We start from the raw sequence: 24,449 nt of genomic DNA, 5'->3' as shown, positions 1-24,449 counted from the left end.
CTCATCCTTCCTTGACCGCGGTGGCGGTGTGCGTCGTGGCGGACGGCGCCGCGGCAAAGCCGCCGGTGGAGCCGAAACCGCGGTCGCCGCGCTCGCTTTCGCCGAGGTCGTCGACCTCGGTGAACCGGGCGCGCTCGACCTTCTGGATCAGCAGCTGAGCGATGCGGTCGCCGCGCTTGAGCTGCACCTCCGTGGTGCGATCCAGGTTGATCAGATTGATCAGCAACTCGCCGCGGTAGCCGGCGTCCACGGTGCCGGGGGCGTTGACGATGCTGATGCCGTGCTTGGCGGCGAGGCCGGAGCGCGGATGCACGAGCCCCACGTAGCCCTCGGGGATGGCCACGGCCAGGCCCGTGGGGACCAAACGACGCTCGCCGGGGGCCAGCGTCACGTCCTCGCGGGCGTAGAGATCGGCCCCCGCGTCGCCCGGCAGGGCGTAGGCGGGGACGGGCAGCTCCGGATCGAGGCGGCGCACGCGCACCTCGAGCGTGGATGGGCTGTTCATGCTTCCTCGTGTTCCTCGGTCTGCTGGCGGCGAGGCGGCGCCCCCCCGTGCAGACCCGCTGGATCGACAGAGCGCACCGCGCCACCCGAGCACGGGCGGCGGCCGCGCCCCACTCTATCGGCTCGCGGCTACCATGGAAGGCATGTCTTCTCCTTCCGGCGACCAGGGCGCGAGCCCGGCGACCCCCGCGCCGTACATCGAAAAACTGCGTGCCCCTTGGTGGCTGTGGCTCGTCTCCTACGCCCTGTGCGTGGCCGTGGGACTGGCCCTGTCCCCCACCAACCAGGTGCTGTTCTCGATCATCGCGGCCGTGGCGGCGATCATCGTCACCGTGTTGCTGGTGGCCTCGGCCCCCAGCATCATCATCACGCCCGAGACGCTGCAGGTGGGCCGCGCGCGCATCGAGCGCCGCTTTCTCGGCGAGGCCACGGGCTACGTGGGCGACGGCGCGCGCTATGAGCGCGGGCGCGGCCTCAACGGCCTGGCCTTCATGAGCTTCCGCGGCTGGGTCGATCCCGTCGTCAAGGTCGCCATCGAGGACCCCAACGACTCCACGCCGTACTGGCTCTTCTCCACGCGGCACCCCGAGCGTGTCGCGGCGGCCCTGGGCGGGGCCATGTCCACGCAGGACGTCCCTTCGCTCTGAGCCGAGCCGTCGGCACGCACAGGCCGCGAACGCCAACGGGGCGCCCACCGGATCTCTCCTGTGGGCGCCCCGTTCGTGTGGGGAGGGCTGGATCAGCCCTCGCAGTCCTTGCAGAAGAGCAGGCCGCCGCGCTCCGCGGCCACCTGCGAGCGGTGACGCACCAGGAAGCACGAGGCACAGGTGAATTCGTCCGACTGCGCCGGGAGCACCATCACCTGGAGCTCCTCGTTGGAGAGGTCGGCGCCGGGCAGCTCGTAGCTATCGGCCGCCTCCGCCTCGTCCTCGTCCACCACGGCGGACTGGGAGTCGTTGCGGCGTCCCTTCAGTTCCTCGAGCGAGTCCTCGCGGACTTCGTCTTCATTCTTGCGGGGCGCGTCGTAATCGGTGGCCACTTTTCCCTCTAATCCTGCGGAACGTTCGTTGCATCACGCCCGTATGTGAGGCCCACGGGGGAGGCGGGCGTCCGGTGCGTCGCACATACCTAACACCACGCGAGCCGCAATCACAAACCCTGTTCGCGCTGAGGTGAACGCCGGAGGCCGTATCCTGCGCCCGCACGCCGATGCCTTTCTCGTCACGTGCGCGCCACACCGCACAAATGCGAGCCCACGGGCTCAGGCAATGGGAGGCTGAAGGGCACGAGGAGCGTCCGCGAGCGGTCACGGGAGGATCAGGCATGAAACACCTCGAATTGGTGCGTGTGCACGAGACCGGCGAGGAGCTGGTGCTTCGCGCTCCGAGCGGCGAACAGTTCCTGCTCGCGATCGAGGAGATCCTCGACGCCGCCACGGGCGGCACGCCGGCCGCCCAGCCGGGCGGGGCGGCTGCCGCGCAGCGTCCAGACGTGAGCGCCCAGGAGCCCGACGACGCCGCCGCGACTCCCGCCGCGCCGTCGCCCTCCGCTCCCCCCGCCTCCCAGCCGGCCGCCTCGGCGGCCCAGCCCGGCCCCGCGCCCGAGCCGACGCCCGCCGCCGAGGAGGCGCCCGCCGTCGAGCTCAAGCCGCTCTCCCCGCGCGAGATCCAGGCGCGCATCCGCGCCGGCGCCACGGCCCAGGAGGTCGCAGCGACCTCCTCCACGCCGCTGGCAAACATCCTGCGCTACGAGGGCCCCGTGCTCGCCGAGCGCGACTACATCGCCCGCCAGGCCGGCGACGTCGAGGTCTCCGCGCCGCTGGGCAACGAGGGCTACCGCGCCGCCTTCGGCGACGAACCGGCCACCCTGGCCCAGATGGTCCGCACCCGCCTGCGCGCCTTCGGCGCCGATCCCGAGACCCTCGTGTGGGACGCGTGGAAGGTGGACGCCGGCACGTGGAGCGTCGTGGCCAGCTTCGTGCTCCCCGAGGGCTCCGCCGCCGTGGGCGAGGAACCGCCGGCCGTGTGGACCTTCCACCCGGCGCGCAAGCACCTCGAGAACGCGAATCGCTGGGGCCAGGTGCTCTCCGAGTGGGAGCCGTGGGACGTGCTCCCCGGCCAGCGCCGCCTCGTGCCCGTGGGCCCCGCCGGTCCCGTGGCCCTCGAGCAGGAGCCGGAGGACCCGGAGGCCGTGCTCACGCGCGCCGAGGACGAGGCCCTGCTCGACGTCCTCTCGCGCCGCCGCGGCACCCGCGTCGGCGAGGACGCCGACGGCGACGACGCCCTGGCGCACCTGATCGCCCGCTCGCACGCCGATCGCGACGAGCCGGGCGAGCGCCCCGGCGCCGTGCCGCGCCCGTGGACCGTGCCCGAGCCGCTCGAGGAGCCGGTCCCCGACAACGTGCTTCCCGGCCCCGGCCGCACCGACGGGCTCGTGGAGCCCGAGGGCTCGGAGCTGGCCTGGCCGCCGCTGCGCCGCGTGCCCGATCCGGTCCCCGCGACGCGTGGGCTGGACGCCGAGGACGAGGACGATTCCCCGCGCCCGCACAAGAAGCGCCGCTCGCAGGTCCCCAGCTGGGACGAGATCGTGTTCGGCCGCTCCGCCAAGGGCGGGGACGACGAGGACGACGACGAGCGCTGAGCCACCACGAGCGAGGGCCGGTCACCGACACGGTGACCGGCCCTCGCTCGTTGCATGACGGGGTCTCGTTGGCGGCTGGCGCGGCGCGCTGCGGCCCGCGGGCGCGCGCGTCAGCCGGCCAGGCGCAGGAGCGGGACCTTGCGCTCCACGGGCGTGAGCGAGCCGTGCTGGCCCACCATCGCCATGGCGTTGGGACTCGCTCGGCGTGTGTCGTAGAGCGCCAGCTCGTCCCGCGTCAGGATCAGCAGATCGCCGATGCGTCCCGCCACCCCCTCGCGCACGGTGGGCCCGAACAGCCCCGCACCGATGGCCTCCTCGCGCGTGAGCACCCAGACCCGCTCGCCGAAGCGCTCGCGCCAGGCCCGCGCCGTCTCCTCGCGCGTGGCATCGCTCGCCCCCTGCTCGAAGTGCAGCTGCACGCCGCGCGGCTCGCCCGAGGTGAACTCCACCCCGCCCAAGAGCTCGGGGAACGCCGAGTAGTCGAGGCGGCCGGAGGGCGGGACGTCCACCATGCCGTGATCGGCCGTGAGCAGCACGAGCGTGTTCGGCGACACCCCGGCCACGAGCCGGCGCATCGAGGAGTCGAGCTCCTCGAGGGCGTGCAGCCACGCGTCGGAGTCGACGCCGTGGGCGTGCCCTGCCTTGTCCAGATCGTCCCAGTACAGGTAGACGAGGGCGTCCTTGTTGGCCCGCAGCGTCTCCAGGGTCGCGCGGACGCGCGCGCCCGGGCCCGTGGCCTCCACGAACTCGCCGCCGCGCAGGCCGGCGCGCGTCAGGGCGCTCGAGCGGAACTTGGGGCGCGACACCGTGAAGACGCCGCGGCGCGGGGCCAGCGTCTCCAGCACGGTCGACAGGGGTTGCCAGGCCTCCGGGTCGAGATCGCCGGGCCAGCCGCCGAGCTGATTGACGACGCGGCGCCGCTGCGGATCGAAGGAGTCGTAGCCAACGATCCCGTGTTCGCCGGGCGTCAGGCCCGTCGCGAGCGAGGTGAGCGCCGCCGCGGTGGTGGTCGGAAACACGGTGTCCAGCTGGGTGGAACCGGGGGCCTGCTGCGCCGCGCGCAGCGTGGGGGCGTAGGACGCGAAGCGCTTGAGCAGGCGCGCACCGAGGCCGTCCACGAGCACCACCACGGCGCGGTTCGCCGCGGGCAGGCGCAGGGTGTTCTCGAAGCCCTCCTCGCCCAGCGCCGCCGCCACGGAGGGCAGGACATCGCTCAGGGCGCCGCCGCCGTAGGCCGGGGCCTGCGGGACGGACGCCGGCTCAGCGATGATTGCCTCGGACGAGCCGGGAGACGCCACGCGGGGCGGCCGGGGCGGCCGAACCGGAGTGCTCAGGGCGCTCGCCCTGCGCCGAGGCCCAGGCGGCGTCGCGCGTGGCGCGGCGCAGCTCGCGGGCGAAGGAACGGGCGTCGTTGAGGTGCTCGGTGCCGTCGGCATCGGCCGAGACGCGCAGGACCAGGTCCTCGCGGACCATCTGCCCCTGGTAGCCGTGGTCGGCGTCGCACTGCGGATCGGCGCAGCCGGCGGGGCCCAGGTCAAGGCGCGAGCCGCCGGACCAGGCGATGCCCACCGTGAGCTCGCGCGGGCCCTGGCCGGGCCGGTGCTCGTGCGGGCGCGGGTACACGGCCGAGACCACCACGGAGTCCAGGCGCGGCAAGGCGACGGTCTCCACCGACACATTCGCGACGGGCTCGCTGTGGTCCTCGGGTTGGTGATCGTCCACGTGCACGATGACGAGCGACTCGCGCGTGAGCACGAGGATGATCGCGTGGCGGTGCACCTCGGCGCGCTCCACATGCGTCTCCAGGTGCAGCAAGTGGCGCTGCACCGGCGCGCCGTCGAGCTCGTCGTCGAGCAGATCGGCGATCAGGTGCGGGTAGAACCCAGCACGCGTGAGCTGGTCGGCCAGCTCGGGATCGGGGCCAAGGGGACGCGTGGACATGCCCACCATCCTAGCGGGCCTCCCCCGGCGAGCCGCGGGCCGGGCGCGGGGCGGGAGCGCCCGGCCCCTCCCCCGGCCTCAGCGCTGGGGGATGGACATGGCCCGGCGGGCGCTGTCGGTGCGCTCGGCCGGATTGCCCACGCGGATCTGCGCGTGCAGGACGTGCACCCCGCGCGGGGCCACGAGCACCGGATTGAACTCGAGCAGTGCCACCTGCGGCAGCTCGTCCTTGAGCGTCCCCACGCGATGCAGGAGCTCCTCGAGGGCCCCGGTGTCCAGGGCGGGAAGGCCCTGGTAGCCCAGGAGCTTGGTGGCCGAGCGCGGGGCCCGCACGAGGTCGTGCAGCACGCCGGGCGTGAGGGGCGGCGCGGCGTGGGCCCAATCGCCCAGGAGGTTGACGGCGTCTCCGGCCAGGCCGTAGGAGACGAGCGGGCCCATGAGCGGGTCCTCGAGGCAGCGCACCACGACGCCCTGGCCCGTGGGCGCCATGGCCTGCACTTCGAGCTGCACCTCGCCGTAGGGGCGCAGCATCTCGCGCATGGAGCGCACATCGGAGCGCAGCGACGCCTCGTCCACGATGTTCAGGCGCACGCCTCCGAGGTCGAGCCGGTGGCGCAGGGCCGCGTCGCGCGCCTTGAGCACCACGGGGTAGCCCACCTGGGCCGCGGCCGCGACCGCCTCCTCCTCCGTGGAGAACGCGATGGAGCGCTGGACGGTGATGCCGTAGCAGTCAAGGAGCTGCGCGCACTGCTCCTGGCTCAGGCTCAGGAGGCCGTCGCCCTGCAGGCCCTCGACCCAGCCCTCCACGAGTTCGCGCGCCCGCTCGCGATCGATGCCGGCCGGCTCCTCGACCTCCCCCGGGTCCCGCTCGCGCCACGCGGCGTAGGTGCGCGCCCTGGAGAGCGCCTTGAGGCCGACGGCCAGGTTCGGATAGCAGGGCAGCTCCCCCGCCACCCCGGCCACGGGCGCCTCGTCCCCCAGCGCCCCGGCGAAGCACGCGATGACGGGCTTGCCGGCCGCGTTCCCTGCCCCGGCGATGGCCGCGGCGAGCGCCGCGGGGTCCACCCCCACCGCTGGGAGCAGCGCCACGAGCAGGGCGTCGACGTCGGGCCGGGCGAGGGCCTGCGCGCAGGCCGAGCGCACGGCCCTCACCGCGACCGACTGCCCTGAACCGAGCTCGATCTCGCTCTCCTGGGTGCTCACGACCAGCTCGAGGCCGGCCGCGTGGTCGGCGGCCACGGCGCCGAGGGCGGCGGAGTTGCTGAGGACGGCGAGCCGCGGGCCGGCCGGGAGGGGCTGGGTGGCGAGCAGCTGCGCCACGTCCATGAGCTCCTCCTGGGTTCCCACCCGGATGACGCCGGATTGGCTCAGGAGCGCGTTCACGGCGCCCTGCGGCGCCTGCGTGGTGCGGGCCTGGTGGCCGGGCGGCACGCGCAGGCCCATGACGTCGGACTTCGCGACGATCACCGGCTTGCTGCGGGCCAGGCGCCGGGCGATCCGGGAGAACTTGCGCGGGTTGCCGAAGCTCTCCAGGTAGAGCGCCACCACCTCGGTGTGCTCGTCGTCCTCGAAGAACTGCATGACGTCGTTGCCGGAGACGTCGGCGCGGTTGCCGGCGTTGAGTCCGGCGGAGAGGCCGAGGCCGCGGCGCTTGGCCACGGCGTAGAGCATCATGCCGAGCGCGGCCGATTGGCTGAAGAGCCCCACGTTGCCTGGACGCGGGGGCCTCTCCGATGGCGAGGCGTTGAGCCGCACGGCCGGATCGGTGTTGAAGAGGCCGAGCGAGGCGGGGCCGATGACGCGCATGCCGTTGGCGCGGGCGAGCCGCACGAGCTCGCGCTGCCCGGCCAGATCGGCCTCGGCGCGGAAGCCGGCCGTGATGACCACGAGGCCCTTGACCCCGTGTTTGGCGCAATCGGCGGCGACGCCGAGCACCTCCTCCTTGGGCACCGCCACGATCGCGAGGTCCACGGGGTTCGGAATCTCGCTGACCTTGCCGTAGGCCGGTCCGCCGCCCAGCTCCAGGACCTGGGGATTCACGGCGTACACGGGGCCCGTGAAGCCGCCCTCGCGGACGTTCTCGAGCAGGGCGTGGCCGAGCTTGCCCCACGTGCGCGAGGCGCCGATCACAGCCACGGAGCGCGGGCGCAGCAGCTCGGCGAGGCTGCGCGCCTCGGCGCGGTGCTCGCGCGCTTCCATGACAGCGAGCGAGCGCTCGGTCGGATCGATGTCGAAGGAGACCATGACGACGCCGTCCTCGAAGCTGCGCGTGACGTCGTAGCCGGCCTCGGAGAAGACCGTGAGCATCTGCCGGTTCTCCGGCAGCACCTCGGCCGTGAAGCGCTCGATCCCCAGTTCGCGGCCGGCGGCCGTGAGGTGCTCCAGCAGGATGGAGCCGAGCCCCTTGCCCTGTTCGGCGTCGCGCACGTTGAAGGCCACCTCGGCCTGCGTGGGATCGGGCAGGCGGTCGAAGCGCCCGATCGCGATGATCTCGCTTCCGCGTTCCACGACGAGCGCCACGCGATCCACGTGGTCCACCTCGGTGAAGCGCTTGAGCTCGGCCGGCGTCAGCGAGGACTTGTAGGTGAAGTAGCGCAGGTAGATGGAGCGCTCGGATTGGGCGGCGTGCAGGCGCTCGAGGGCCGGGACATCGCTGGGGCGGATGGGGCGCACGTGGGCGGTCGATCCGTCGCGGAGCACCACATCGGCTTCCCAGCGGGTCGGATATGCGCCAAAGCGTCGGGGCGAAGCCATATCCTGAAGAGTAATGTCCCGCGGCGCCCTCGTGCGCGTGCGGCGAGAATCCGTTCGTAGGAAGAGGCTGCGCACCCTATGGCCCGCCGCAACGCGCCCGAGCCCGAAGAGGCTTTCGAGGAGAACATCGTCGACATCGACGTCTCCTCCGAGATGGAGAGCTCCTTCCTGGAGTACGCGTACTCCGTCATCTACTCGCGCGCCCTCCCGGACGCCCGCGACGGGCTCAAGCCCGTGCAGCGCCGCATCCTGTACACCATGCGCAACATGGGCCTCACGCCGGCCAAGGGCCACGTGAAGTCGGCCCGCGTGACGGGCGAGGTCATGGGCAAGCTGCACCCGCACGGAGACGTGGCCATCTACGACGCCATGGTGCGCATGGCGCAATCCTGGTCGCTGCGCCTGCCGCTCATCGACGGCCACGGCAACTTCGGCTCGCTCGACGACGGCCCGGCCGCGCCGCGTTACACCGAGGCGCGCATGGCGGCCGCCGCCATGGACCTCACGAACGACCTCGACGAGGACGTCGTCGACTTCGTCCCCAACTACGACAACCAGCTCACGCAGCCCGAGGTCCTCCCCGCCGCGTTCCCGAACCTGCTGGTCAACGGCACCACGGGCATCGCCGTGGGCATGGCCACGAACATGGCCCCGCACAATCTCCGCGAGGTCATCGCTGCGGCTCGCCATCTGCTGGCGAACCCCGAGGCCAGCCTCGAGGACGTGATGGCCTTCGTCCCCGGCCCGGATCTGCCCAGCGGCGGCATCATCACGGGACTGGACGGCATCCACGACGCCTACCGCACGGGCCGCGGCGTCTTCCGCACCCGCGCCAAGGTGGAGCTCGAGGCCCTCACGGCCCGCAAGCAGGCCCTCGTGGTCACGGAGCTGCCGTACACGGTGGGCCCCGAGAAGGTCATCGAGAAGATCAAGGACGCGGCGGACGCGAAGAAGCTCACGGGCATCTCCGACGTCGTTGACCTGACGGACCGCAATCACGGCCTGCGCCTCGTTATCGAGCTCAAGAACGGCTTCAACCCCAACGCGGTCCTCCAGGCGCTGTACAAGCACACGCCCATGGAGGATTCCTTCGGCATCAACAACGTGGCGCTCGTGGACGGGCAGCCGCGCACGCTGGGCCTGCTGGAACTGCTGAAGGTCTACGTGGATCACCGCCTGAGCGTGGTGCGCCGCCGGACGGCCTTCCGCCTGGCCAAGAAGCAGGAACGCCTGCACCTCGTCGAGGGCCTGCTCGTCGCGATCATGGACATCGACGAGGTGATCCAGATCGTGCGCTCCTCGGACGACACCGCCTCGGCCCGCGCGCGGCTGCGCACCGTCTTCGACCTCTCGGTGCCCCAGGCCGATCACATCCTCGAGCTGCGCCTGCGCCAGCTCACCCGCTTCTCCCAGATCGAGCTCGAGGCAGAGCGAGACGAGCTGCTCACGGCCATCGCCGAGCTGGAGGAGATCCTGGGCTCCGACGCCAAGCTGCGCGCCCTCGTCTCCGACGAGCTCGCCGCCGTGGCGGAGCAGCACGGCACCGATCGACGCACCGTGCTCCTGAGCAAGGACAAGGGCACGCCGCTCAAGGGCACCGTCATGCCGGAGGCCGAGAGCGCCTCCAAGAAGGCGCCGCTGGCCATGGAGGTCAAGGACGCCCCGTGCCTCGTGGCGCTCACGGCCACCGGCCGGCTGGTCCGCACGAGCGACACCTCCGAGATCCTCGGGGAGCGCCGCGGCCGCCACGACGCCCTGGCCTCCGTGGTCCACACGAGCGCCCGCGCCCACATCGGCCTCATCACGAGCACGGGGCGCATGCTGCGCACCTCGGTGGTCGAGATCCCCGTGGTGCCTGCGGGCCCCTCGGGCGTCCCCCTCGCCGATGCCGTCAAGGTCAACGAGTTCGTGCAGCTCGGCCGCGGGGAGAGCGTCGTCGCCGCCGTCCCGCTGGACGCCGTCGTGGCGCTCGGCACGGCGCAGGGCGTCGTCAAGCGCCTGAGCCCCGACTACCCCGTCACCACCGATGAGTGGGAGGCGATCGCGCTCAAGCCCAGGGACCGGGTCCTGGCCGCCGCTCCCGCCCCCGACGAGCGCGAACTCGTCTTCATCACCCGCCAGGCGCAGCTGCTGCACTTCCCCGCCTCCGCGGTGCGCCCGCAGGGCCGCACGGCCGGCGGCATGGCCGGCGTGCGCCTCGCCGCTGGCGACGAGGCGATCTCCTTCTCGGTCGTGGATCCGCGCGATCCGGCGGCCGTGGTCATCACCATCTCCGATGGTGCCGAGTCCCTGCCGGGCGCCGAGGGCGGATCCGTCAAGGTCACGCCGCTCTCCGAGTACCCGGGCAAGGGCCGCGGCACGGGCGGCGTGCGCGCGCACCGCTTCCTGAAGGGCGAGGACCACCTGCGCCTCGCCTACGCTGGCCACGGTCCGGCCCGCGCCTCCACCTCGGGCGGCGTGGCCCGTGCACTGCCCACCGAGTTCGGGCGCCGCGACGGCTCGGGTGTGCCGCTGACCCAGTCCCTCGACGTGATCGGCCCGGCGCTCGCGCTCCCGGCCGCCCCCGCGTCGTCTGCCACCGCCCCGGCGGCCCCGGCCGCCCAGCCCGCCGCCCCGGTGGGTTCCCTCCCGGAGCACGCCTCCTACGCCGCCGGCGCCACGGCGCCGCGCCTCGCAGCGGCACCCGGCGAGGACAGCGATCCCTTCGCCGACGGAGGCGTCGTGAGCGTGGACCCGGGCACCCATACGCGGGTCCAAGACTCGCTCTTCGGGGAGTGAGCGGGGCCGCCGTGAGGAGGCGTCGGGGTCAGGATGACGGCACGACGCCGGGCACCGGCCCGGGTGGACGGGTGCCGCTCACGCTCGCGGCGGCGGCGCCCGTCGTGTGGGCGCTGGCCGCCTGGGTGATCCCGCTGACCGTGCTCGGCGTGGTCGGCACGCTCTCCACGCGGGAGCTCGGCCTCCAGGTGGCCGCCCCGGTGGCGCTCGGGTGCGCCGTCCCGGCCGCCGTGGGCGCCGTGCTCGGGCTCTTCGCCAAGGGACGGGCCCTCTTCTGCGGGCTCGGCTTGCTGCTCGGCCTCGCCTACCTGCTCGGCGGACTTCTGTACCTGATCCTGCGCTGACGCGGTCGCGGGAAGGGCCGGCACCGGACTCTCCGGTGCCGGCCCTTCCCGTCGATGCGGCTCAGCCCAGCTGGGCCAGGCGCGTCGTGGCCGGCGTGCCGTCCGAGCTCAGGGTCGTGTGCACGGCCGCGAGCGAGGCGAGCTCCTCGTCGTGGGTGACGAGCACGAGCGCCGTCGCCCCGGCGCCGCCCAAGACATCGCCCACGAGCTCGCCGGATTCGTCGGCGCCCAGGTGCGCCGTGGGCTCGTCGAGGACGACCACGCCGGCCCCGCTCAGGAGCGTGCGGGCCACGGCGAGGCGCTGGCGCTGGCCGCCGGACAGGGCCTCTCCCCCTGCCTCGGTGCGCGTCTCAAGCCCCTCGGGCAGGCGCGCGAACCAGGGGCCGAGGCCCACTCGATCGAGCGCGTGGATCATGTCGGCGTCGACGGGGGCGTCGCCGCGGTCCCGCGCCAGGGCGAGGTTGCCGCGCAGCGTGCTGTCAAAGACGTAGCCCTCTTGGGGGCACCAGGCCACGGCGTCGCGCGCCGCCGGGTCCGCCGGCTCCGCACTGCCGGCCGGGAGCACGATGTCGCGCCAGCCCTCGGCCGTGCGGGCGCTGACGCTCCCGGCGCGCGGCGCGAGGAAACCGAGCACCGTGGCGATGAGCGTCGACTTGCCGCTGCCGCTCGGGCCGGTGATGGCCCAGGCCCGGCCGGCGACGGCCTCGCCGCTCACACCGCTGAAGACTGCGGGGGCGGCCTCGGCGTAGGCGGCCTCGAGCCCGTCGACGCGCAGGCCGTCCACGGCGGGGCGCTGTGCAACCGGCGTGGAGTCCTGGGCGCGGGAGGCGCCGAGCAGCCACGGGGCCAGCCGGCCCAGCATGCCCGTCACCACGGGGGCATTGCGCAGGGCATCGGCGAGCTGGCCCAGCGGCTCATCCAGGGCCAGCAGGAGTAGCACACTCAGCGCGAGCAGCTCGGGGGCGGTGCCGCCGGCGGCCGTGAGGACCACGGCGATGGCGCCCACCCCGGCCAGCAGGGAGGCGGCGGCGCGGCCGGCGCCCGCGCCGAAGGCGTCCCGGCGCAGCTGGGTGGAGCCGGCCGCATCCGCCGCGGCAAAACGCTCCAGCTCGGCGGCCGCGAGACCATTGGCGCTCACATCGGGGGCCGCCGCCATGATCCGGCCCGTGCGTTCGGCCTGGGCCGCGCGGTGCTCGGCCGCATGCGCGGCCGCCGAGCGTTCAAGCGCCAGGACCAGCAGGGGCAGGGCGAGCTGGCCAAGGAGCACGACGACGAGCGTGGCCGGCAGGGCGGCCGGGGCCAGGAGCGCGACGGCGATGATCGAGCCGATCCCGGCGAGGACGGCGGCCGGAACGGGGACCAGCACGCGCGGCAGGGCGTCGCGCAGCTCGTCCACCTGGGCCACGAGCGTGCCGAGCGCGCCGCCGGGGCGGGTGAGTTTGCTCCAGCCGCGGGCGTCGGAGCCCAGGGCGTCCCAGAGCCGCACACGCAGCTTGCTCGTGTACCGCAGGATGACGTCGTGCGTGGCGAGCCGCTCGCGGTAGCGCAGCACGGCGCGGGCCAGGCCGAAGGCGCGCACACCGACGATCGCGGTCAGCAGATACATGATGTGGGGCTGCGTCGAGGCACGCACGATGAGCCAGCCGGAGAGGGCCGAGAGCGCCGCGGCGGCCAGCACGGAGAGCGCGCCGAGCAGCACGGCGAGCCACAGCCGCCAGGAGCGCAGCGGGAGCAGGCCCCACGCGCCGCGCGGCAGGGACCGGAGGCGGCCGGGAGTCTCGTCCTCGGAGTCCGGGGCCGGCGGGGCCGGCGACTCCGAGGAGCCGGACCCCACCGCGCGCGCACCCTCATGCAGCGCGGCGGGGTCCGATCCCGTGCCCAGGGACGGGAGAAGGGGGGCCTCCCCCAGCGGCTCGACGGCGGCTCGCACGGGCGCCTGGGAGCCGAAGCGGACCCGCACGTCCGCCTGGGAGGCCAGCGCGGGATCGTGCGTGGCCAACACCACGCACGCGCCCCGCGCCGCGATCCGGCCGATCAGCGCCCTCACGCGCTGAGCCGACCGGGGGTCAAGATGGGCCGTCGGTTCGTCGGCGAGCAGCACGACGCTCGCCCCGTCCGAGGCCAGGAGCACGCGGGCGCGGGCCAGGCCGCGGGCCACCGCAACGCGGCGCCGCTCGCCCGGGCTCAGGCGCTGCAGCGGCACGTCCCACAGCCGCTCCGGCAGCAGCTCGGCCAGCTCGAGGAAGGGCTCGGCGCCGCCGGCCACCGCGAGCTCCCCGCGGGCCGTGGCCTGCGCGAACTGCGGGGCCTGGGCGATGGAGGCGCGGCGCGCCGGGTCGAGCCCGAGCAGCTCCCCGGAGACGGTGTCGTGCGCGTCCGCTTGGCCCTCCGGGGCCGGGCGCAGGAGCCCGGCGAGGGTCTCCAACACGCTCGACTTGCCGCTGCCGCTGGGCCCGGTCAGGGCCGTGATCCGGCCGGCGGGGGCCTCGAAGCTCACGGGCCCGACGCCCTCGCGGCCGTCGCCGCGCAGCACGACGAGCCCCCTCACCTCCACCCCGTCGACGACGGCGTGCGCGCCGCGGGCGGCGAGCTCGGTGCGATCGGTGGCGTCCAGCTCGGCGCGCACGCGGCGCAGGGCCGCGACGCCGTCCTCCGAGGCGTGGTGGGCGGCACCGAGCTCGCGCAGGGGAAGGAAGCAATCGGGGGCCAGCATGAGGGCCACCAAGCCGGCCTCGAGGCCGAGCGAGCCGCCCACGAGGCGCACGCCGATGAAGACCGCGACGACCGCCACCGAGAGGGTGGCGATGAGTTCGAGGGCGAACGAGGAGAGGAAGGCCGTGCGCAGGGTGGCCATCGTCGACTCACGGTGGCGCTCGGAGACCTCGTAGAGCGCCTTGCGCTGCTGCTCGGCGCGGCGCAGGCCCACGAGCACGGGCAGGCCGCGGGCGAGCTCGGAGAGGTGATGGCTCAGGCGGTCGAGGCCGTGCTGGGCCTCCTGCACGCGCTCGGCCGTGTGCAGCCCGATGAGGATCATGAAGATCGGCACGAGCGGGATCGTCAGCACCAGGATGAGGGCGGAGACCCAGTCGGCGAGGAGGATCCGCGCGCCCACGGCGAGCGGGATGATGGCGCTCGCGACAAGCGCCGGGAGGTAGTCGCGGAAGTACGGGTCGAGCCCATCGAGGCCGCGGCTGGCCAGCACGGAGGCCTCCGCCGCGCCGCGGGCCTGCCCCGAGGCGAGGCGCTTGGCCACGAGCCGAGCCCGCAGCTCCTCCTTGACGCCCAGGGCGGCGCGCTGGGCCACCACGCGGGTGCCCCAGTGCGCGCCGGCCCGGGCCAGGGCGCCCGGGATCCCCCACCACAGCAGCGCCGCCACGTCCACGCCGTGGCCGGAGGCCGCCTGCGTGAGCGCCGCCGCGAGGGCGGACATGAGGGCGATCAGACCCGCGGCCTTGGTGGCGGCCAGGGCGCCGAGCGCCAGCAGCCAGCCGCGGGTGGTGGTTCCTTCGGGGATCTCCGGGCGCATGCTCACACCACCGGGGTGACGGCGTGCGCGGCGGGGATCGAGGCGGGGCTGATCCGCTTCTTGAACACCCAGTACGTCCAGCCCTGGTAGGCCAGCACGAGCGGCACCCCGAAGGCGGCCACGATGGACATGACGCCGAGCGTGTAGTCCGAGGAGGACGCGTTCTCGACCGTCAGGTTGAAGGCCGGATCAAGCGTGCTGGGCAGCACGACCGGGTAGGCGGCCCCGAAGATCGAGGCGACGCCGGCCAGGAGGAAGAGCCCCAGCCAGAGGAAGGCCCATCCCTCGCGCGCGGCCCTGGCCGCGGCCCACGCGGCAAGCACCGCCACGACGGCCACGCCCAGCGTGACCCACGGCCACGCCGTCGTGCCCTTGAACACGACCACGATGGCCCAGGCGGCCAGCGGCAGGACGGCCCACGGGAGGCCGCGGCGCAGCCAGACGTTGGCGCGCGAACGCACCAGGCCGTCCGTCTTGAGGCCCGTGAAGGCGAGTGCCTGGGCCAGGGCGAAGAGCACCACGCCGAGGCCGCCGAGCACGGCGTACCCGTTGAGCCACACGAAGGCGCCGCCCACGCGGTCGCCGTTGGCGTTCAGCGGCAGGCCGGTCGTGGAGAGCGCGAGCATGGCGCCCACGCCGAAGGCGGCAAAGAAGCTACCGAGCGCGAGCGCCCAGTCCCACGCGTTGCGCGTGCGGTCGGTGCGGGCCTTGCCGCGGTACTCGATCGCCACGGCGCGGAAGATGAGCGCGATGAGCACGAGCACGAGCGGCACGTAGAGCGCCGAGAAGAGCGAGGCGTACCAGAGCGGGAACGCGGCGAAGGTCGCGCCGCCTGCCGTCAGCAGCCACACCTCGTTGCCGTCCCAGACGGGGCCGATGGTGTTCAGGAGCTGGCGGCGCTCCTTCTCATTGCGGGCGAAGAGCTTCATCATCATGCCGACGCCGAGGTCGAAGCCTTCAAGGAAGAGGTAGCCCGTCCACAACACGGCGATGAGGACAAACCACAAGGTGGGGAGGAAGTCCATGACTAAGGGTCCTTAGATCGATCTCGTGGGCGGGTCAGTAGGCGAACGCGAGCACGTCGCGGTCGTCGTCCTTGGGCGTTGAATCCTTGTCCTCGCCCCCGTCGTGGCCGGCGGCAAGTTCCGGCATGGCCGCCGGGACCCCGCCGCGGACGTAGCGGACGAGATAGAGCACCTCGACCACGGCCAGGACGGCGTACACGGCCGTCAGCGCGACGAGCGAGAAGAGCATCTCCCCGCCGCTGACGCCGGGGCTCACGGCGGCCGCCGTGAACATCCACACGCCGTCCACGCCGGTCGAGTCCGGATTGGGCGCCACCACGAAGGGCTGGCGGCCCATCTCCGTGAAGATCCAGCCGGCCATGTTGGCGCCGAAGGGGGCGAGGATCGACGTGACAGCGAGGCGCGAGAGCCACTTCGAGTTCGGGACCGTGCCGCGGCGCGTGACCCAGAGGCCGATGAGCGCCGCGAGGGCGCCCAGGCCGCCGAAGGTGATCATGAGGCGGAAGCCCCAGTAGGTCACGCCCATGACGGGCTGGTAGTCGATCTCCTGGCCGGCGCGGTCGCCGTACATCGGATCGTCCGGCAGGTGGCTGCCGTACTTCTCCTGGTACTGCGGGATCAGCGTGTTCAGGCCGTCCACGTCGGTCGTGAAGTTGTCGTGGGCCAGGAAGGAGAGCAGGCCCGGGATCTCCCAGATCGTGTTGACGTCCTCGCACGTCGTCTTGTCGCCGCCGAAGTTGCCGAACGAGAAGACGGAGAAGGCCGTGCCGTCGTGGCAGGCAGCCTCGGCCGAGGCCATCTTGAGCGGCTGCTGGTGGATCATGAGCTGGGCCTGCGCGTGGCCCGAGAAGGCGACGCCGAGGAAGGCCACGAGCGCGATCCAACCGCCGAAGCGCAGGGACTTCCACCAGACCAGGTAGTCGGTCTTGTCGCGGCCGGCGCCCTTGGCCGGATCCTCGCCCACGATGACCTTGCGGTCGGCGCCGACGGTGTCGATGCCGTCGCGGCGGCGGCGGTAGAGGTGGAACCAGGCGATGCCGAAGAGGAAGCCACCGGCCACGGCGAGGGCGCCGAAGATCGTGTGGATGAAGGTGATGACGGCGGTGTTGTTGGTCAGGACGGCCCAGACGTCCGTCATGACGGGGCGGCCGTCGATCAGCTCAACGCCCACGGGGTGCTGCATCCACGAGTTCGCCACGAGGATGAAGTAGGCCGAGAGCACGGAGGCCAGGGTGGCGAGCCAGATGGTGGCGAGGTGCAGGCCCTGGGGCAGTCGCTTCCAGCCGAAGATCCACAGGCCGAGGAAGGTCGATTCAACGAAGAAGGCAAGGAGCGCCTCCATCGCGAGCGGGGCCCCGAAGACGTCTCCCACGAAGCGGGAGTACTCGCTCCAGGCCATGCCGAACTGGAACTCCTGGACGATGCCGGTGGCCACGCCCATGATGAAGTTGATGAGGAAGAGCTTGCCCCAGAACTTGGTGGCGCGCAGGTAGACATCCTTGCCCGTGCGCTTCCATGCCGTCTGCAGCGTCGCCACGACGAGGCCGAGGCCAATCGTCAGCGGCACCATGAGGAAGTGGTAGACGGTCGTGATGCCGAACTGCCACCGGCCGATCTCAAGTGGGTCCATGATCGTGTCTCGATCCTTGTCCGCGAGGGTGTGGGTGCGGGCGGGCCGGCAGCTGCGTCGGGCCGTCCGAGGACTCTTCTACGTTACGTAGAAGATGCCCATTTCTACAACTTGTAGAAGTGTGCGTTCTACGACACGTAGAAACGTGCCGAGTTGACAACTACACTGTTCCTCAGGAAGACCCCGCGCGGAAGTATCTCTCGCGGATCGCATGGAAGGACCTTCGCAGAACATGGCAGCACTGGGTGAGCTCGAGCGCTCGGTCATGGATCTCCTCTGGGATCACCAGGAAGCCCTCACCGCCAACGCGGTTCGGGACCTCCTGGCCCTCGACGAGGACTCCAAGGGCCTGGCCGTCACCACCGTCCTGACGGTCCTAGCCCGTCTGGAAAAGAAGGGCCTGGTCAACCGCGAACGCGGCGCCCGTCCCCACCTGTACCACCCCACCGCCTCCCGCGAGGAGCACACGGTGGGCCTCATCGAGGACGCCCTCGGCACCGCCGAGGACCGCGAAGCGGTGCTCGTGCGCTTCGCCGGCGCCATCTCGGCCGGCGACGCCGCCGCGCTGCTCCGCGTGCTGGCCGCACGGGAGGATCGCGACACCGCCCTCCCCGCCGGCGCCTGACCCCAGGCCCCGGCCCCCGCCGTGCTCCTGGCGTCCTACCTCCTGGCCGCCCTGGCCGTGCTCCTGGCCTGGCCCGTTCCGGTGCTGCTCGCGCGCGCCTCCTGGCCCTCGCGCGCCCCGGCGCCTGCCATGTTGCTGTGGCAGGGCATCGGCCTCGCCGGCGGCCTCTCGATGATCGGCGCGTTCCTCTGCTGGGGCCTCGCCCCGCTGGATAAGGGGCTCATCCCCGCCGCCGGCGTGTTGATCCACGCCATCCTCGGCCGCTCCGAGCTGCCGGGCCTGGACGTGGTCCATCTCTTTGCGCTCAGCCTCGCCGCCCTCCTCGGCGGCCACCTGCTTCTGACGCTGGGCCGCAGCGCCTGGCGCCTGGCCCGCGACCGCCAGCGTCACCGCGAGATGCTCGCCTTCCTCTCCAAGCCGGAGGCCGGGCCGGGCACGGCGGTCATCGACCACGACACCCCGCTCGCCTACTGCCTCCCGGGCGCCGGCAACCTCACCGTCCTCTCCTCCGGGCTCCTGCGCTCCCTCGACGAGCGCGAGCTGCGCGCCGTCCTGGCGCACGAGGCGGCCCACCTCGATCAGCGCCACGACCTCCTGCTCCTGGCCTTCACGTCGTGGCACGCGGCCCTCCCCTGGCTCCCCACCACCCGGCTGGCCCTCCAGGCCGTGGCAGAGCTCGTCGAAGAGCTGGCCGACGACGCGGCCCTGCGCGTCTCCTCGCGCGAGGACCTGCTCGGCGCCCTCGCCGTCGTGGCCCTCGCCGGTCAGGCCGAGGCCCCCGGCGCCCTGCCCGGAGGCACCGGCCACGCCGCCTCCCAGGCCTCCGTCCCCGCGCCCGACGCGCCCTCCGAGGCCCTCGCCGCCGCGGCCGACCGGTGGACCGTGCCGGGCAGCCCGCACGAGGCGCTCTCCTCCCGCCGCCTCGGCCGCCTCCTGGCGCCGGACGCCCCGCTCGGCCCGTGGCCGCGGCGAGCGGCCGGGACCAGCGCCGTGGCGCTCGTCGTCCTCCCCACGCTCTTCCTGGCCGCCGCCGGCTGGGACGTGTTCTAGCGCCGTCGGGCAATCGCCCACGGCGCCGCGCCGCACCCACTGAGAAAACACCGCGGCCCGGTCGCTTCCCCCACACCCCGTGCGGGGCCGGGGCGAAGCGGCCGGGCCGTTGGCCTGCCGAGCGAAACCGCTCAGGCGTCGATCATGTCGGCGTCGAGGCGGTGCGCCGAGGAGATGAGGAAGTCCTTGCGCGGTGCCACATCGGAGCCCATGAGCAGCTCGAACACGCGGTCGGCGGACCCCGCCTCCTCGAGGCGAACGCGGCGCAGCGTGCGGTGGCGCGGGTCCATGGTGGTCTCCGCGAGCTGCTCGGCGTCCATCTCGCCGAGGCCCTTGTAGCGCTGGATGGGCTCCTTGTAGTTGAGCCCCTCCTTGTCAAGCGCCGCGAGCACACGGTGCAGCTCCGCCTCGGAGTAGGTGTAGATCATCTCGTTGGCCTTGCCGCGACGGATCACCTCCACGCGGTGCAGGGGCGGCACGGCGGCGTAGACGCGCCCGTCCTCGATCATGGGACGCATGTAGCGGAAGAAAAGCGTCAGCAGAAGCGTGCGGATGTGCGCGCCGTCCACGTCGGCGTCGGTCATGAGGATGACCTTCTGATAGCGCGCCGAGGCGAGGTCGAAGGTGCGGCCGGAACCGGCGCCCACCACCTGGATGATCGCCGCGCACTCGGCGTTGGAGAGCATGTCGGCGACGGAGGCCTTCTGCACGTTGAGGATCTTGCCGCGGATGGGCAGCAGGGCCTGGAACTCGCTGGAGCGCGCGAGCTTGGCCGTGCCGAGCGCTGAGTCGCCCTCGACGATGAAGAGCTCGGAGCGGGAGACGTCCTTGGTGCGGCAATCGGCCAGCTTGGCTGGCAGGGTGGAGGACTCCAGGGCCGTCTTCCGGCGCTGCGTCTCCTTGTGCTTGCGCGCCGAGATGCGGGTCTTCATCTCGTTCACGACCTTCTCCATGAGGGTCGTGGCCTGGGCCTTCTCGTTGCGGCCCGTGGCTGCGAGGCGCTCGGCGATCTGGGAGGCGACGACCTTGGAGACAATCTGGCGCACGGCCGGCGTGCCGAGCACCTCCTTGGTCTGGCCCTCAAATTGCGGCTCGGCCAGGCGCACGGTCAGGACGGCGGTCATGCCGGCCAGGACGTCGTCCTTCTCCGGCTTCTCCTCACCCGCCTTCAGCTTGCGCGCGTTGGCCTTGATGGCCTCGCGCACGCTCTTGAGCAGGCCGGCCTCGAAGCCGGCCTGGTGGGTGCCACCCTTGGGGGTCGCGATGATGTTGACGAAGCTGCGCAGCGTGGTGTCGTAGCCCGTGCCCCAGCGCAGGGCGACGTCCACCTCGCACGTGCGCTCCACCTCGGTGACCCGCGAATGGCCCTTCTCGTCCAGCACGGGGACGGTCTCGTGGAAGGTACCAGTGCCGTGGATGCGCCACACCTCGGTGACCTTGGCGTCCGGGGCCAGGAACTCCACGAACTCCGAGATGCCGCCGTCGTACTGCAGCACCTCCTCGCTCTCGGGGAGGCGGTTGCCCTCGGCGTCCGTCAGGCGGCGGGCGTCCCGCAGCGTGATGCGCAGGCCCGGGACGAGAAAGGCGGTCTGGCGCGCGCGGCGCACGAGCGCCTCGACGTCGAACGTGGCGTCCGGCGTGAAGATCTGGCGGTCGGCCCAGTAGCGCACGCGGGTGGCGGTGACGCCGCGTTTGGCCTTGCCGACCACGGGCAGCGCGCCGGCCTCCTCGGCGGGCGTGAACGGGGCGTCCGGGCTGGGCCGGCCGGAATCGGCGAAGGTGCCCGGCTCGCCGTGGCGGAACTGCATGCGGTAGGTCTTGCCCCCGCGGTCCACCTCCACGTCGAGACGCGCGGAGAGGGCGTTCACGACCGAGGCGCCCACGCCGTGCAGGCCGCCGGAGGCCGTGTAGGAGCCGCCGCCAAACTTGCCGCCCGCATGCAGCTTGGTGAAGACGACCTCGACGCCGGAGAGGCCGGTCTTGGGCTCGATGTCCACGGGGATGCCACGGCCGTCGTCCTGGACCTCCACCGAACCATCCGCATGCAGGATGGTCGTGATGTTGGAGCCGAAGCCGGCCAGGGCCTCATCCACCGAGTTGTCGATGATCTCCCAGAGGCAGTGCATGAGGCCGCGGGAGTCGGTGGAACCGATGTACATGCCGGGGCGCTTGCGCACGGCCTCCAGTCCCTCGAGGACGGAGAGATGCCTCGCCGAGTACTCCGACTTGCTGGCCACGTGGTGTGCCCCTTCCCGCGCTCGCGCGCGTTGCTCTGCTTGCTTGTCTCAACGGTAGTCGCCCGGGCCGACACCATGCGCCAGGCGCGGCCCGGGCGTGAGCCGCGCCACGCCGGGAGCGCTCCACCTACGCCTGAAGCGGAATCGTGATCTGGCGCGGCATACGGTCGCGCTCTCACATGGTTGTATGGGCAAGTACCAAAGACAGGAGGAGGCCGTTATGAACGCCACCGCTACTCGTGAACTGAGCACGCTTGATCGCTGCGATCGCTGCGGCGCCCAGGCCTACGTTCGAGCCACCCTCGCCAGCACCGGCGGAAGCCTGCTCTTCTGTGCCCACCACGCTCGCGAGGTGGAAGACAAGCTGCGCCCGCTGAGCTCCGCTTGGCTCGATGAGTCCGCCGCGCTCTCGGAGCGCCCGAGCTTCGACGACGAGGACTAAGGTCCCCCGGCGTCCGAGCACGCCGGCCGAGCAGGGGCCCGGATCCGCTTCACGCGGGTCCGGGCCCCTGCTCGTTTCCCGGACCACTGCCCGACGGCGCGTTCACACGCAGGCGGGCCCCGTCGCCTCCCGAGCTGGCTCGGGGGGCGGCGGGGCCCGCCTGGGTGCCGGAAGGCCCGGCGGGGACGATCAGTCCAGGTAGTCGCGCAGGACCTGCGAGCGCGAGGGGTGACGCAGCTTGGACATCGTCTTGGACTCGATCTGACGGATGCGCTCGCGCGTCACGCCGTAGACCTTGCCGATCTCGTCCAGGGTCTTCGGCTGACCATCGGTCAGGCCGAAGCGCATCGCCACGACGCCGGCCTCGCGCTCAGAGAGCGTGTCGAGGACGGAGTGCAGCTGCTCCTGCAGGAGCGTGAAGGACACAGCGTCCGAGGGCACGATGGCCTCGGAGTCCTCGATGAGGTCGCCGAACTCCGAGTCGCCGTCCTCGCCGAGGGGCGTGTGCAGGGAGATCGGCTCGCGGCCGTACTTCTGGACCTCGACGACCTTCTCGGGCGTCATGTCCAGCTCCTTGGCCAGCTCCTCCGGGGTGGGCTCGCGGCCCAGGTCCTGGAGCATCTGACGCTGCACGCGGGCCAGCTTGTTGATGACCTCGACCATGTGCACGGGGATGCGGATGGTGCGGGCCTGGTCGGCCATGGCGCGGGTGATGGCCTGGCGGATCCACCACGTGGCGTACGTGGAGAACTTGAAGCCCTTGGTGTAGTCGAACTTCTCCACGGCGCGGATGAGGCCGAGGTTGCCTTCCTGGATCAGGTCGAGGAAGAGCATGCCGCGGCCGGTGTAACGCTTGGCCAGCGAGACCACGAGGCGCAGGTTGGCCTCGAGGAGGTGATTCTTGGCGATCTTTCCGTCGTGGATGATCTGCTCGTAGTCCCAGCGCAGGCGATCGGCGAGCACCTCGCCGGCAGCCGAGGCCTCCTGGATCTTGTGATCGGCGAACAGGCCGGCCTCGATACGCAGGGCGAGGTCCACCTCCTGCTCGGCGTTCAGCAGGGCGACCTTGCCGATCTGCTTGAGGTAGTCCTTGACCGGGTCGGCGGTGGCGCCGGCCACCATGACCTGCTGCTGGGGAGCGTCGTCCTCATCGTGGGCCGTCAGGACGAAGCCCTTGGAGGCCTCTTCCTCGGCGGGCTCCTCCGTCGCGGCGGGGGTCGCCTCGGCGGGCTGCTCGTCCTTCTTGGCCGTGGCGCGCGTGCTGCGGCGCGCGGCGGGCTTCTTGGCGGCGGTCGCCGTGGCGTCCGCTGCGACTGCCTCGTCTGCTGCGTCCGCGGGGTTCTTCGTGGGCACGAGTTGCCTTTCTGCCGAGTGTCGTGGTGCCGTTGGATCCGTAACACCACTGTGACCCTGTCAAGTCCGCCGCCGACTCGAAAAGCTTCTCGAGCGACTTTGAACGCAGGGTCTGAGGGTTCAAACGCCTGCATCCCCCGCCTTGTTCCCGTGCGTGGGAACGAGGGCGGATCTCGCGGACCCGAAAGGGTCTGACATCCATTGTGTCATGGATCCGCACCGATCACGCGCAAGGGCACGGGCCTACCGCATCAGGTGTCCCAGCGCCCGCCCCGCCCGCCGTGGCTCGGCCGCAGCCAGCGAGGCACCGACCCGGTGTCGATGAATCCACGCAGGAGGGCCGTGAGCCGGTGCCCCGGCCATTCCTTGTTGGCCAGGTCCAGGGTGGCCCCGGCCACCGAGCCGTGGCCCCTGGCCCACTCGATCCAGGCGAGCAGGCACAGCGCCTCCACCTTGGCCCGCGCCGGCAGCAGGCCGCCGGCCGACTCCAGCACCTCCTCCAGGGCGAGCAGGCCGCCCGCGTCCACCGGTCCCTCCCACAGGCCGAGCAGGATCTCGGCGGGGTCTGCCTGGGAGGCGCCGCCCGCCGTGAGCGTGAGCAGGACGTCCCGCACCCCCGGCACGGGCAGCGAGCGCAGCGCCAGCACGAGTTCGGCGCGTTCGGCGTCGTTCCATTCCCACCAGGGGTCCCCCACCTCATGACGGTCGAGCACAAAGCCCCACGAGCACAGGCCGCGCCTGGCCACGGACGCGAGCCACCCCGGATCGTCGCCGGCGATCGCTTCCTCCTCGTCCGCCGGCCAAGGCGCCCACGCGCCGTTGCCCTTCCCCCGCGGGGCGGCCTGGAGCGCGGGGGCGTCCGCGCCCGGATGCTCATCCCCGCCCATCCCGGAGGCCTCGAGCCATTCCCTGACGAGGAGGAGCTCGTCCCGCGCCTCCGTCTCGCCGCGCTGCCACGCGGCGGTTTGCCGCAGCCCGGGGGCGTGCAGCTCCCTCGCCTGAGGGCCGACCCCCGGTACGCTGCCCGCACCCCATTCCTCCAGGGCCATCGCCGAGCCGAAGAGTTCCTCGCCGTCGTGATCGCTCCAGCCATCCGACTGCAGCCCGTGCCAGGTAGGCGGAATGACCCGTCCGGGTTCCTCCGGCTCCGGGACGACGAAGCCGCCCACGAGCTGGGGCAGGGCGTCCGCCAGGTCCGTCAGGAAGGCCCGCCCGGCCTCGGCCTCGCCGTACAAGCCCACGAGGAAGCCGTGCGCCTCCTCGGCCACGTCGAGGAGCCAGGCGACCACCGCACCCTCCGGCACGTCCGGGCTCCAGTCGTGTCGCGCCGTGGCGATCCAGTGGCTCTCCTCATCCAGGAGCACCACCACGAGGCTACGGCGCGGGTGAAAGCCCATGCGGTGCGGCACCAGGGCCACGATGTCGGCGAGCGAACTGGCCCGGGCCTCGGCCCGGCCGGGTGGTGCGTCCGCGGGCCCGTAGCCCGCCCTCGCCCTGGCCCGCTGCCCCGTCCGCCTGGCCGCCGCGGCTGCCGACCGCGCTTTGGCGCGCTGCGCGCGCGTGGTGTTGGTCTCTGTGTTCTCGTCCATCACCCCAGCCT

General features: G+C 72.5%; 18 protein-coding genes. 7 read left to right on the top strand and 11 right to left on the bottom strand.

Annotated elements, in window-relative coordinates:
• Window position 1: 1 nt before the first annotated feature.
• Complete coding sequence (dut, locus tag DWB68_RS04295) at window positions 2-505, bottom strand: dUTP diphosphatase (RefSeq protein ID WP_119423913.1); 504 nt, start codon at window positions 503-505, stop codon at window positions 2-4.
• Window positions 506-647: 142 nt separating this feature from the next.
• Between dut and DWB68_RS04290 the strand changes: the two genes are divergently transcribed.
• Window positions 648-1,151, top strand: coding sequence for a DUF3093 domain-containing protein (locus DWB68_RS04290; RefSeq protein ID WP_158588203.1), 504 nt, complete (start codon window positions 648-650; stop codon window positions 1,149-1,151).
• 92 nt (window positions 1,152-1,243) lie between these two features.
• Here DWB68_RS04290 and DWB68_RS04285 read toward each other — a convergent pair whose 3' ends face one another.
• Window positions 1,244-1,543 carry a DUF4193 domain-containing protein gene (locus DWB68_RS04285; protein ID WP_119423911.1) on the bottom strand — a complete coding sequence of 100 codons (300 nt, stop codon included), beginning with the start codon at window positions 1,541-1,543 and terminating at the stop codon, window positions 1,244-1,246.
• A gap of 284 nt (window positions 1,544-1,827) precedes the next feature.
• Here DWB68_RS04285 and sepH point away from each other — a divergent pair, with 284 nt between their 5' ends.
• Window positions 1,828-3,144, top strand: coding sequence for a septation protein SepH (gene sepH / locus DWB68_RS04280; RefSeq protein WP_158588202.1), 1,317 nt, complete (start codon window positions 1,828-1,830; stop codon window positions 3,142-3,144).
• Between the two features lie 110 nt (window positions 3,145-3,254).
• Here sepH and DWB68_RS04275 read toward each other — a convergent pair whose 3' ends face one another.
• The 3 genes from DWB68_RS04275 to DWB68_RS04270 all read right to left on the bottom strand — a co-directional run bounded on the left by DWB68_RS04275 (window position 3,255) and on the right by DWB68_RS04270 (window position 7,839).
• Entirely contained in the window at window positions 3,255-4,442 is a 1,188-nt protein-coding gene (locus DWB68_RS04275; RefSeq protein WP_233548610.1) for an alkaline phosphatase family protein, read from the bottom strand.
• Entirely contained in the window at window positions 4,405-5,085 is a 681-nt protein-coding gene (locus DWB68_RS16570) for a DUF5998 family protein (RefSeq protein WP_233548609.1), read from the bottom strand. The genes DWB68_RS04275 and DWB68_RS16570 overlap by 38 nt, the downstream gene beginning before the upstream one ends.
• Window positions 5,086-5,163: 78 nt before the next feature.
• Window positions 5,164-7,839, bottom strand: coding sequence for a bifunctional acetate--CoA ligase family protein/GNAT family N-acetyltransferase (locus tag DWB68_RS04270; RefSeq protein ID WP_119423909.1), 2,676 nt, complete (start codon window positions 7,837-7,839; stop codon window positions 5,164-5,166).
• 78 nt (window positions 7,840-7,917) lie between these two features.
• On the opposite strand from DWB68_RS04270, the gene DWB68_RS04265 reads away from it, so the two are divergent.
• On the top strand, window positions 7,918-10,617 hold the full coding sequence (locus DWB68_RS04265) for a DNA gyrase/topoisomerase IV subunit A (RefSeq protein WP_119423908.1): 2,700 nt from the start codon (window positions 7,918-7,920) through the stop codon (window positions 10,615-10,617).
• 71 nt (window positions 10,618-10,688) lie between these two features.
• Window positions 10,689-10,961, top strand: coding sequence for a hypothetical protein (locus DWB68_RS04260; protein ID WP_119423907.1), 273 nt, complete (start codon window positions 10,689-10,691; stop codon window positions 10,959-10,961).
• A 61-nt stretch (window positions 10,962-11,022) separates the two neighbouring features.
• On the opposite strand, the gene cydC is transcribed toward DWB68_RS04260, so the two are convergent.
• The 3 genes from cydC to DWB68_RS04245 are packed head-to-tail and all read right to left on the bottom strand — an operon-like array spanning window position 11,023 to window position 17,142.
• Window positions 11,023-14,487, bottom strand: a complete 3,465-nt coding sequence (cydC, locus tag DWB68_RS04255) for a thiol reductant ABC exporter subunit CydC (protein WP_119423906.1) — start codon at window positions 14,485-14,487, stop codon at window positions 11,023-11,025.
• Between the two features lie 2 nt (window positions 14,488-14,489).
• Window positions 14,490-15,512 (bottom strand): cytochrome d ubiquinol oxidase subunit II, encoded by a 1,023-nt coding sequence (cydB, locus tag DWB68_RS04250; protein WP_119423905.1) that lies wholly within the window; start codon window positions 15,510-15,512, stop codon window positions 14,490-14,492.
• A gap of 34 nt (window positions 15,513-15,546) precedes the next feature.
• Window positions 15,547-17,142: a cytochrome ubiquinol oxidase subunit I gene (locus DWB68_RS04245; protein WP_119423904.1), complete on the bottom strand. Its 1,596-nt coding sequence runs from the start codon at window positions 17,140-17,142 to the stop codon at window positions 15,547-15,549.
• 232 nt (window positions 17,143-17,374) lie between these two features.
• Here DWB68_RS04245 and DWB68_RS04240 point away from each other — a divergent pair, with 232 nt between their 5' ends.
• Together DWB68_RS04240 and DWB68_RS04235 are read left to right on the top strand one after the other, a co-directional pair.
• Window positions 17,375-17,767, top strand: coding sequence for a BlaI/MecI/CopY family transcriptional regulator (locus DWB68_RS04240; protein ID WP_119423903.1), 393 nt, complete (start codon window positions 17,375-17,377; stop codon window positions 17,765-17,767).
• A gap of 21 nt (window positions 17,768-17,788) precedes the next feature.
• The gene (locus tag DWB68_RS04235; RefSeq protein ID WP_119423902.1) at window positions 17,789-18,817 is read left to right on the top strand and encodes a M56 family metallopeptidase; all 1,029 of its coding nucleotides are present in this window, start codon (window positions 17,789-17,791) and stop codon (window positions 18,815-18,817) included.
• A 131-nt stretch (window positions 18,818-18,948) separates the two neighbouring features.
• On the opposite strand, the gene DWB68_RS04230 is transcribed toward DWB68_RS04235, so the two are convergent.
• Complete coding sequence (locus DWB68_RS04230) at window positions 18,949-21,054, bottom strand: DNA gyrase/topoisomerase IV subunit B (protein ID WP_119423901.1); 2,106 nt, start codon at window positions 21,052-21,054, stop codon at window positions 18,949-18,951.
• Between the two features lie 220 nt (window positions 21,055-21,274).
• Here DWB68_RS04230 and DWB68_RS04225 point away from each other — a divergent pair, with 220 nt between their 5' ends.
• Complete coding sequence (locus tag DWB68_RS04225) at window positions 21,275-21,496, top strand: DUF7455 domain-containing protein (protein ID WP_199700374.1); 222 nt, start codon at window positions 21,275-21,277, stop codon at window positions 21,494-21,496.
• A gap of 189 nt (window positions 21,497-21,685) precedes the next feature.
• Here DWB68_RS04225 and DWB68_RS04220 read toward each other — a convergent pair whose 3' ends face one another.
• On the bottom strand, window positions 21,686-22,849 hold the full coding sequence (locus DWB68_RS04220) for an RNA polymerase sigma factor (protein ID WP_119423899.1): 1,164 nt from the start codon (window positions 22,847-22,849) through the stop codon (window positions 21,686-21,688).
• 251 nt (window positions 22,850-23,100) lie between these two features.
• On the bottom strand, window positions 23,101-24,438 hold the full coding sequence (locus tag DWB68_RS04215; RefSeq protein WP_119423898.1) for a DUF4192 family protein: 1,338 nt from the start codon (window positions 24,436-24,438) through the stop codon (window positions 23,101-23,103).
• Window positions 24,439-24,449: the final 11 nt, after the last annotated feature.

Source organism: Galactobacter valiniphilus, assembly GCF_003575975.1.
Classification (GTDB): domain Bacteria; phylum Actinomycetota; class Actinomycetes; order Actinomycetales; family Micrococcaceae; genus Galactobacter; species Galactobacter valiniphilus.
This window is presented reverse-complemented; position numbering and strand designations above follow the sequence as displayed.